Source organism: Gulosibacter sediminis, assembly GCF_030011715.1.
GTDB lineage: Bacteria > Actinomycetota > Actinomycetes > Actinomycetales > Microbacteriaceae > Gulosibacter > Gulosibacter sediminis.
Genome location: NZ_JASCYH010000006.1, coordinates 66,326 through 76,272 on the forward strand (window position 1 = coordinate 66,326; position 9,947 = coordinate 76,272).

Consider the following 9,947-nt stretch of genomic DNA (forward strand, 5'->3'; position numbering starts at 1 on the left):
AAGCCGCAAAGTGTCCCCGCCATCCCACTTTCTTCGCGAAAAGTGGGATTTCAGGGACACCCTGTGGTGGTCACGACTGGGTGGACTCGTCAACGTGGCGCCGAGTGTCCTCAACATCCCACTTTTCGCGCCAGAAATGGGATTTCGGCGGCACTCTGTGGCGGTCTCGCGAGGGCGTCCCGACGTGGTGGCGACGACGTGGCGTCGAGTGTCCCCAATGTCCCGTTTTTCGCGCGAAAAGTGGGATCTCAGGGACACCCTGTGGTGGTCACGACCGGGTTGTCTCATCGAGGTGGCGCAGAGTGTCCCCAATGTCCCGATTCTCGCGCGAAAAGTGGGACTTCGGCGACACCCTGCGTGGCCAGCGCGAGGTGCGCGCTCAGCTGTCGCCAGCATCCGGATGCGGTGGGGCCATCCGTGCGGCCCCGGCCGCGCTCTGGCCGAAGCCAGCCTCGAGAGCCACCGACACACCCCGCGCCCCACCGAACCAGCCCTGCCAACACCCCGTCCACATCCCTCGTCCTTGCCCAAAACCGCACCACCGCGAACCGCCACCTACCCCGGAAACGCCAAAAGCCGCCGGGCCTCACAACCTGGCGGCTTCGGGCAGCGAACTCCGACCCCTTACACCTCAAGCTTGTTCAGGTCGGCGCCCTTCGTCTCGCGGAAGAAGAACGACGCGATCAGCGTCACGCCGCACAGTCCCATGACGTACGCGTTGAACAGCCACGGCTGCTCGAGCGACACGAACAGCTGGTTCAGGTACGGCGCGGTGCCACCGAATACGGCGACGGCGAGCGAATAGGCGAAGCCGATGCCGCGGCCGCGCACGTAGGTCGGCAGGCTCTCGGCCTGCACCGCGGCGAGGGGCGAGTTCGCGAGCGCCCAGATCGACAGGGCGAGGCCGACGGTCAACGTCAGCGTCCACGGTTGGTCGTTGACGAGCAGGCTGAACGGCACGGTCACGCCAATCGCGAGCACCGCGAAGAGAACGTACATCGGCTTGCGGCCGATGCGGTCGCTGAGGCGGCCGAGGAACGGGCTCACAACGACGCAGGCGAGCTGGCCGATGACAGTCGCCCAGTACGCCGCGCTCGAGTCCATGCCCTGCTCGTTGATCGCGTACGTGGTCATATAGGTCATCCACACGTAGTTGAAGCAGGTGACGCCCGAGATGAGCGCGATGATGCGCACGGTCATCGCGATGACGCGGCGGCGCGGCACCTTCGGGTGCTCGACCTCCTGAGCGGCATTCTCGAAGACATCGCTCTCGCTCATCTTGCGGCGCATCCAGAGCACGACGAGTGCCATGACGCCGGCGACAAAGAAGGGAATGCGCCAGCCGAACTCGCCCATCGCCTCGTCGCCGAGCGTCGAGTTGAGCAGCGCGCCGACGAGGAACGCGAGCACGCTACCACCGATGATCGACACGCCCGTTACCGAGCCCCACTGGCCGCGCCGGTCGTTCGGCGCGATCTCGGCGATGTAGGTGATGGACGCGGTGGACTCGCCACCGTGCGCAAATCCCTGCACGCAGCGCAGCACGAGGAGGAATACCGAGGCCCACACGCCGACCATCGCGAAGGTCGGCATGAGGCCGATGAGGAAGCAGGCGGCCGCCATCATGAGCATCGTGGTGAGCAGCACGGCCTTGCGGCCGATGCGGTCGCCGAGCCAGCCGAAGAAGATGCCACCGATGGGTCGCATCAGGAAGCCGACGGCGAAGACGGCGAACACCGAGAGGATCGCCGACGCGGGGTCGTTCTGGTCGAACATCGCGGCGGCGATGAAGGGCGACATGACCGAGTAGGCGGTCCATTCGTACCACTCGAGGACGTTGCCGACGGTGCTCGACAGGAGCGAGCGTCGGCGCTCTGCGAGCGAGATGGTGGTGTGGCTCGACGGTGACGGGTCGTGTGTGGTGGTCTGTGCCATCACGGCGTCCTTTCATCGGTGTCGCGCTCGACGGTGCGCGCGGCAGGGTGGTGGGGCGGGCCCGGGGGAGTTCGGCTGCGGCGCGTCAGTGCACCGGGTGGATGTGCTGGCGACGTTGCCGAGTCGGGTCGAGGGATGGGCAACCCGCGACAGAGAGCATCGTATGTCAGTATTGTCGCCAATTCCACTTAGATGCCGGATACATCTTGCCCAAATCTCCAAAAATGGCGCCAAAGGCGCGAACGGCGCGCGGCTCCGCGATAATCACCACATGGCATCTGAGTCGATGAACCTCGCGTCCGCCGCGCACGGGCAGACGGGCGAGCATATCGCGCAGTTGCTGCGCGACGACATTCTCTCGGGCGAGTTCCTTCCCGGCGCGCGGCTCGGGCAGGTCGACCTCGCCGAGCGGTACGGCACGACGCGAGCACCGATCCGTGACGCCCTGCGCATCCTCGCCGCGACTGGCCTCGTCTCGCACGTCGCGAACGCCGGGGCGCGGGTCACCCGGTTGAGCGCCGACGAGTGCGCCGAGCTCTATCGGATGCGCGAGCGGATCGAGCCGCTGCTGTTCGAATACACCCTGCCGCAGCTCACCGGCGACCAGCTTGCGGAGCTGCAGCGGCTTGCGGATGCGATGGCCGAGACCGAGGATCCGGAGCGATTTGTTCAGCTCGACCGCGAGTTTCACGACATCACCTACGCACCCGGCTCGACGCATCTGCTCGCCGACACGGTGCGAAACCTCTGGGATCGCACCCAGCACTATCGGCGCCAATACGTGAACAACGCGCGGCCGCACGGTGATCGCGCGTCGGATCACGACCACCAGCTGCTCGTGAAAGCCTGCGCGGCGCGCGACGTCTACGAGGCCGGCCAGATCATTGAGCTGCACGTGCGGCGCACGCGCCTCAACCTCGCCGAGCATCCCGAGATTTTCCGCTAACGATCGACTGAATCAAAAATTTCAATAGCCATATAACGAAGCGCTGTTGTAACGTACCTTTCAAAACCACGCATTGCGGATGAAAGGCCATCCCCTGGCACACGACGACGTCGTCACCACCACCAGCGCGCCAGCAAAGCGCCCGCTGCACACCTGGGAAATCACGGCGATTTCCATCGGCTTTATGGGCCCCGTTATGGCGATGTCGCTCAACGGCATCGGCGTCGCGGGACTCGTCGGCAAGGCCGTCCCCTTCACCTTCCTCATCTCATTCATCGGCACGCTGCTCGTCGCTTACGGCTTCGTGCGACTCACCCGCCGCATCACCCACGCTGGCTCGGTCTACGCGCTCGCCGGCATTACGCTCGGCCCGCGCGCCGGCTTCTTCGGCGGCTTCGCGCTGCTCGGCACCTACATCTTCTTCGCGGCCTGCATCGTCGGTGCCTGTGCCGTGTTCTTCGAGGCGATGCTCGGTGAAATGGGCGTCGTTATGGCCCCGGGCATGTGGATGATCGTCGCGGTCGTCGTCGGCGTCATCGCCCTCGTGCTCAACCTGCGCGAGTCGGCGATCGTCGCCCGCACGCTGCTCGGCATTGGCTTCGTCGGCATCGCCGCGATGCTCGTGCTCGCCGTCGTGATCCTCGTGACCATCGCCACCGGCAACGCCCCGGTCAGCACCGGCATCGACCTCTCGACGCTCACGCCGGGCGACGCCCCGATCACCGCGATCATGACCGCCTCGGTCTTCGGCTTCCTCAGCTGGGCCGGCTTCGAGTCGGGCTCCTCGCTCGGCGAAGAGACCGACAACCCCAAGCGCGTCATCCCGCGCTCGCTGCTCATGGCGGTCATCATCGGTGGCCTTGTCTACGTGTTCATGATGTTCGCGCAGACGCTCGGCTTTGGCACCGACGCCGCCGGCATCGAGGCATTCGCGAGCGCCGCGTCGACGCTGACGACCCTCGCGTCGACCTACATCGGCTCGTGGTTCGCGGTGCTCATCTCGATCATCGCGTTCCTCGTCGCCTTCGGCGCGTTCCTTAGCTCGTCGACCGCCGCATCCCGCTTGCTCTTCGCGCTCGCGCGTGACGGCTTCGGCCCGAAGCGCCTCGCCAGCCAGCACCCCGTGACCAAGGTGCCGACGGTGGCCGTCTCGGTCGCGGTCGTGCTCACGACCCTCATGGCGCTCGCGCTCGGTGCATTCGGCGCCACGAGCGTCGACGCGTACTACTGGTACGCCACCATCGGCACGCTCTGCATGGTCATCGCCTACGGCATGACCTCGGTCGGCGTGATCCGCCACACTTTCCGCCCCAACTCGGGCATCGCGAAGTGGGAGCTCATCTTCCCGATCGCCGGCCTCGTGTACCTGGTCTACGTCTACGTCATTCAGGTGGCCGGCCAGGTCGCCCCATATACCTACTTCCCGTGGATCGCCGGGGCCTGGTGCCTCGTCGGCCTGATCATCGTGGTGAGCTGGCCCGCGCTCGCGAAGCGCATCGGCGGCCGCCTCACCATTGAGGAGATTGACGCATGAGCACCAGCCAGCAGCCCCAGCAGCAGCCCGGCGACGACGAGCTCGTCTTTTTCGCGACGAGCGACCTCGCCGCCCGCACGAAGGGCCGCGCGATGCGCGCCGCCGACTTCGACTCCGACACGACCCTCGGCTGGGTGCCGGCGAACCTCGGCATCGGCCCGCTTGGGCATATCGTCGACGGCATCCCGTACGGCGCCTCGGGTGACCTGCGGCTCAAGCCCGACCTGGCGTCGCGCACCCGCATCGAGGGTGTGCCGGGCCGCCCGGCGTTCGACCTCATCTTCGCCGACATCGTCGAGACCGACGGCCGGCCGTGGGAGTCGTGCCCACGCACCTTCCTCAAGGATGCGGTGGCCGAGCTCGAGCGCGACTTCGGCATCACGGTGACCTCGGCCTTCGAGCACGAGTTCGTCGAGCTCAGCGCGACGAACGACCCGCACCCGTTCTCGCTGCAGGACTTCCGCAACGCCGAGCCGGTCGGCTCACAGCTCGTCGACGTGCTGCACCGTGCCGGCGTCGAGCCCGAGAACTGGCTGCCCGAGTACGCGCCGCACCAGTTTGAGATCACGGTCAAGCCGTCCGACCCGCTCACCGCGGCCGACCGCGCCGTGCTCGTGCGTGACATCGTGCGCGACGTCTACGACGCGAACGGCCGCAGCGTCAGCTTCGCCCCGACTACCTCGCCCGGCTCGGGCGGCAACGGCGTGCACGTGCACTTCGGCCTCTACGGCCCGAACGGTGAGTCGCTCGTGTTCGACGCGAGCCGCGACGGCCGCGTCTCCGAGCTCGCGGGCCGCTTCGCCGCGGGCATCATCGCCCACGCGCCGGCCATGACCGCGCTGTTCGCGCCGCTCGTCACGAGCTACGACCGGCTCGCGCCGCACAACTGGTCGACCGCATCCGCCTTCCTCGGCCTGCAGAACCGCGAGGCGCTCGTGCGCGTCTGCCCGACCAACGAGGTCGACGGCCGCGACCCCGAGCGCCAGCTCCACTTCGAGTTCCGCGGCGGCGACATCGGCGCCAACCCGTGGCTGCTGCTCGGCATGATCCTGCGCGCGGGCATCGCGGGCCTGCGCGGCGAGCTCGAGCCGGCCCCGGTCATTCACGGCGAGGTCGACCTCGAGGGCGAACACCGCGACCTGACTTGCCTGCCGAAGAGCCTGCCCGAAGCCATCGAGACGCTGCTCGCCGACGAGACCGTGCGCGGCTGGTTCTCGCCGAACCTCATCGACACGTTCGTTGCGGTCAAGCGCGACGAGCTCGAGCATGTTGAACCGCTCAGCCCGGCCGAGCGCTGCGAGGTGTACAACCGTGTCTTCTAACGGCGACCCACTCGCGCACCTCGACGACGTCGCGCTGTTCGACCACCACTGCCACGGCGTCGTCACGAACGACCTCGACCGCGAAGAGTTCGAAGCGCTCATCTCCGAATCCTCGCGCCCGGCGACCGTCGGCACGACCCGCTTCGATTCGCAGGTGGGCTTCCAGATTCGCGCGAAGTGCGCGCCGGTGCTCGACCTCGAGCCATTCGCGACGCCCGAGGCGTACCTCGAACGTCGCCGCGAGCTCGGCGCCGACGAGGTCAATACGCGCTTCCTACGCGCCGCGAACATCCGCACGCTCGGCATCGAAACCGGCCACGCCGCCGACACGATCAACACCGTCGATGACATGGCGCGGCTCACCGGCGGCACGGCCCACGAGATCGTGCGCCTTGAGCGCCTCGCCGAGCAGGTTGCCGAGGCCGCGCACGACTCGGGCGCAACGGCGGCCGCGCTACTCGAGCGAATCGAGGCCGAACTGGATGCGCGGCTCGCGCACGCGGTCGGCGTCAAGTCGATCGCGGCGTACCGCATCGGCCTCGACTTTGACGCCGCGCGGCCCACGCAAGCCGAGGCGGTTGCCGCAGCCGGGCGGATGCTGCAGGCGAGCGCGCCGCTGCGGCTCGACGACCCGGTCATGATTCGCCACCTCATCTGGCTCGCCATCGACCGGGCGTGCGTGCTGCAGTTCCACATCGGCTACGGCGACGACGACGTCGATCTCGACCGCTGCAACCCGCTGCTGCTCACGAAGCTGCTGCGCGCATCCGCCGACACCGGCGCCCGCTTCGCGCTGCTGCACTGCTACCCGTTCCACCGCGAGGCGGGCTACCTCGCCGACGTGTTCCCGCACGTCTACTTCGACGTCGGGCTCGCCGTGAACTACACCGGCGCCCGCTCGGCCGCGATCGTCGCCGAGTCGATCGAACTCGCGCCGTTCGGCAAGATCCTGTTCTCGAGCGACGCGTTCGGCGCGGCCGAGCTCTACTACCTCGGCACCGAGCTGTTCCGTGCTGGCCTGGCCGAGACGCTCCGGCGCTTCCATGAGGTCGACGGCTGGCCCGTCGACGAGTGCCGTCGCGTGGCCCGCATGATCGGCTACGACAACGCCGCCCGGCTCTATGGCGTCGACGACCGGGAGGCGGGCCGGTGAGCGAGGCACTCGACACCCTGCGCGAGCAGTGGCTCACCGCGCTCGCGGCCGAGCTCCCCGACGCCGTGCAGTTGCGCCGCGAACTTCACCAGACGCCGGAGCTCAGCGGCGCCGAAGCCGGCACCGCCAAGCGCCTCGCCGAAGCAATGGGCATCGAGATCACGCCGGTCGCCGACACCGGCGGTTACGGCCGCATCGGCCCGCGCACCGGCCCGAGTGTCGGCCTGCGCGGCGAACTGGATGCGCTGCCCGTTGCCGAGGCGACCGGCCTTGACTGGTCGTCGACGAACGGCGCGATGCACGCGTGCGGGCACGACGTGCACCTCGCCGCGCTCACCGCGGTGGTGCGCGCGGCCCGCGGGCTCGAGCTGCCCTACGCACTCGTGCCGCTGCTGCAGCCGCGCGAGGAGGCGTATCCCTCGGGCGCCCGCGACATTGAAGAGGCCGGCGTGCTCGGTGCCCAACGCGTCGCGCACGTCATTGGCGTGCACGTGCATCCGGGCGTCGCGCTCGGGGCGGTGTCGACTGGCGCGGGCTTCGTCAACGCCGAGGCCGGCGAGCTTGAGATCGAGGTCGCGGGCCAGGGCGGCCACGGCGCGTACCCGCACGCGGGCGCTGACGTCGCCGCCGCGGTCGCGCAGATTGTGATGGGCCTGCCCGAGATGCTGCGCCGCATTGTCGACCCGATGGAGCCGGTCGTCATCAGCGTCGGCACGATCCAGGTCGGCAACGGCGCGGCAAACGTGCTGCCCGATCACGGGCGTATCCTCGCCACGATTCGCACGACGGGGCCAGACACGACCGAGCGGCTCGTCGAGGCGATCAGCCGCTTCGTCGCCGCGCAGGCCGCGGCGTACGACTGCACCGGCACCCTTCGCCACACCGAGGGCGAGCCGGCGCTCATCAACGATCACGAGCTCGTCGAGGTGCTCGACACCGAGATCGAGCGGGCCGGGCTGCAGCCGACCGAGCCGATGCGCTCGCTTGGTGCCGACGACTTTTCGTTCTTTAGTGAGGTCGTGCCGAGCGCGATGTGCTTCGTCGGCGTGCGCAGCGCGGGCAAGGCCTCGCTGCACGACGCGACCTTCCTGCCCGACGACGGCGCACTCGAGCGCGTCGCGCGCACGTTCATCGCCGGCTATCTCGCGGCCTGCCACCGGCTCGAGGCCGAGGGGGCGCCCCGTGAGTAACGAGACGGCGGCCGACCGCAGCGTCGCCGAGCTGATCAAGCTGCACTTCGCCGAGTTCACGGCCGCCGAGAAGCGCACCGCCCGCGCGCTCGTCGCCGACTACCCGGCGGCGGGACTTGGCACCGTGACGCAGCTCGCCGAACGCGCCGCGGTGAGCAGCGCGACGATCGTGCGATTCGCGCAGTCGCTCGGCTTCGATGGGTTCCGCGAGTTTCAGGACCGCCTGCGCCACGAGCTCGGCACGCGCGAGGACTCGGCGCTGAGCCAGGCCCTGCGGCGCGAATCCGCGTCGGGCAGCGTCAAGGTCGGCACGCTCGCGGCCTCGCAGCGCGCCTTCACCGAGGGAATTGAGTACACCTTCGACTCGCTCCGCGATGACGAGGTGCGCCAGCTCGTGAGCTGGCTCGCCGACCCGAAGCTGCGCATCACGGCGCGAGGCGGGCTCTATTCGGGCCTGCTCGCGCAGCACCTCGTGAAAGAGCTCCTGCTGTTCCGCCCGAACGTGCTCGAATGCCCGCGCGACCCGGTCGAGCTCGCGACGCAGCTTGTCGACACCGGCGCGAAGACCGACGTATGGGTCGTGTTCGACTTCCGCCGTTACACCACCGAGACCGAGCGCATCGTGCGGCGGGCGAAGTCGCACGGCGCGCGCGTCGCACTCATCACCGACCGCTGGCTTTCACCGATCGCTGCCATCGCCGACGTCGTCATGAGCTGTCGCGTCGAGGCGAACGGCCCCTCCGACAGCCTCGTGCCGGGCCTCGCCCTCGTCGAGGGTCTCTGCGAGCTCGCCGTCGAGCAGCTCGGCGACGCGGGCATCGCGCGCCTGCGCCAAATCGATCCACTCCGCACCGAACTCGAGTCGGGCATCCGGGAGGACTCATGACCGCGCCCCAGACCCTCACCGACGCCGCGCGCGAGGTCGAGCTCGCCGCCTACGCCGACGACCAGGACGCGGTGGCCGGCGTCGAGCACCTCCGCTTTTTCCCGCTCGTGGTCGCGTCGGGCCAAGGCTGCACGTTCGTCACACCCGCGGGCCGCGAGCTGCTCGACTTCTCGGCGAGCTGGACCGCGTCGGCGTTCGGGCACGGCAACCTGGCGATTGCGGATGCGGTGCACGCGGCCGCGCTGCGTGGCGCCGGTGCCTCGGTGCTCTCGTCGGCCGTCACCGAGACGACCCGGCTCGCGCAGCGCCTCGTCGACCTCGTGCCGGTGCGGCTCGCCGAGCTTGCCTACCTCGGCCTCGGCGGTACCGACGCAAACACGGTCGCCATCGCCGCGGCCCGCAGCGCGACCGGCCGCGCGGGCATCCTGTCGTTCAGCGGGAGCTATCACGGCGGGCACGGCCCCTCGGCTGCGGTCTCGGGCATGGGGGTCGAGCCCGGTGCGAGCGCGCACGGCCACGTGCTCGACTACCCGACCGACGCGGCCGGTCTGGAGCGCGTCACCGCCGAGCTCGAGGCTGCCCTCGCCGCGCGCGAGACCGCCGCGGTCATCGTCGAGGCGGTGCAGTGCGACGGCGGCGTGCGCGTGCCCCACGCCGACTTCTTGCCGATGCTGCGCCGCGCGTGCGACGACACCGGCACGCTGCTCATCGTCGACGAGGTGAAGGCGGGTCTCGGCCGCACCGGCCGCCTGTTCGCCTTCGAGGCGAGCGGTATCGAGCCCGACCTCGTCACGCTCGGCAAGTCGCTCGGCGGCGGCCTGCCGATCTCGGCCGTCGTCGGCCCGGCGTCGGCGCTCGGCTCGCCGCGCGCATCCGCCCTGCTCACCACCGCGGGCAGCCCGGTGCCCGTCGCCGCGGCCCACGCGGTGCTCGACCTGCTCGCCGACGGCACCCTCGCCCGCAACGCAGCCGGGCTCGAGG

8 protein-coding genes are annotated in these 9,947 nt (G+C 69.2%); 7 read left to right on the forward strand and 1 reads right to left on the reverse strand.

Annotation, left to right across the window (positions count from 1 at the left end; all coding sequences use genetic code 11):
• Positions 1–624: 624 nt before the first annotated feature.
• A complete protein-coding gene (locus QM019_RS03920) occupies positions 625–1,935 on the reverse strand; it encodes an MFS transporter (protein ID WP_282851948.1) in 1,311 nt (436 codons plus the stop codon).
• Positions 1,936–2,206: 271 nt separating this feature from the next.
• On the opposite strand from QM019_RS03920, the gene QM019_RS03925 reads away from it, so the two are divergent.
• From QM019_RS03925 to QM019_RS03955, 7 genes are all read left to right on the forward strand, one after another.
• Positions 2,207–2,881, forward strand: a complete 675-nt coding sequence (locus tag QM019_RS03925; protein ID WP_282851949.1) for a GntR family transcriptional regulator — start codon at positions 2,207–2,209, stop codon at positions 2,879–2,881.
• 79 nt (positions 2,882–2,960) lie between these two features.
• Positions 2,961–4,415: an APC family permease gene (locus QM019_RS03930; RefSeq protein WP_282851950.1), complete on the forward strand. Its 1,455-nt coding sequence runs from the start codon at positions 2,961–2,963 to the stop codon at positions 4,413–4,415.
• Entirely contained in the window at positions 4,412–5,737 is a 1,326-nt protein-coding gene (locus QM019_RS03935; protein ID WP_282851951.1) for a type I glutamate--ammonia ligase, read from the forward strand. Before QM019_RS03930 ends, QM019_RS03935 begins: the two co-directional genes overlap by 4 nt.
• The gene (locus QM019_RS03940) at positions 5,727–6,890 is read left to right on the forward strand and encodes an amidohydrolase family protein (protein ID WP_282851952.1); all 1,164 of its coding nucleotides are present in this window, start codon (positions 5,727–5,729) and stop codon (positions 6,888–6,890) included. Before QM019_RS03935 ends, QM019_RS03940 begins: the two co-directional genes overlap by 11 nt.
• Entirely contained in the window at positions 6,887–8,080 is a 1,194-nt protein-coding gene (locus tag QM019_RS03945; RefSeq protein ID WP_282851953.1) for a M20 metallopeptidase family protein, read from the forward strand. Before QM019_RS03940 ends, QM019_RS03945 begins: the two co-directional genes overlap by 4 nt.
• Positions 8,073–8,966: a MurR/RpiR family transcriptional regulator gene (locus QM019_RS03950; RefSeq protein WP_282851954.1), complete on the forward strand. Its 894-nt coding sequence runs from the start codon at positions 8,073–8,075 to the stop codon at positions 8,964–8,966. Before QM019_RS03945 ends, QM019_RS03950 begins: the two co-directional genes overlap by 8 nt.
• Positions 8,963–9,947: aminotransferase class III-fold pyridoxal phosphate-dependent enzyme (locus QM019_RS03955; protein WP_282851955.1), on the forward strand; the 985-nt coding region annotated here is incomplete at its 3' end. The genes QM019_RS03950 and QM019_RS03955, both read left to right, overlap by 4 nt.

Excerpts from the sequence above, each read along its gene's own strand:
- QM019_RS03920 (WP_282851948.1), bottom strand. The coding sequence starts at position 1,935 with ATGGCACAGACCACCACACACGACCCGTCACCGTCGAGCCACACCACC.
- QM019_RS03925 (WP_282851949.1), top strand. The coding sequence starts at position 2,207 with ATGGCATCTGAGTCGATGAACCTCGCGTCCGCCGCGCACGGGCAGACG.
- QM019_RS03930 (WP_282851950.1), top strand. The coding sequence starts at position 2,961 with ATGAAAGGCCATCCCCTGGCACACGACGACGTCGTCACCACCACCAGC.
- QM019_RS03935 (WP_282851951.1), top strand. The coding sequence starts at position 4,412 with ATGAGCACCAGCCAGCAGCCCCAGCAGCAGCCCGGCGACGACGAGCTC.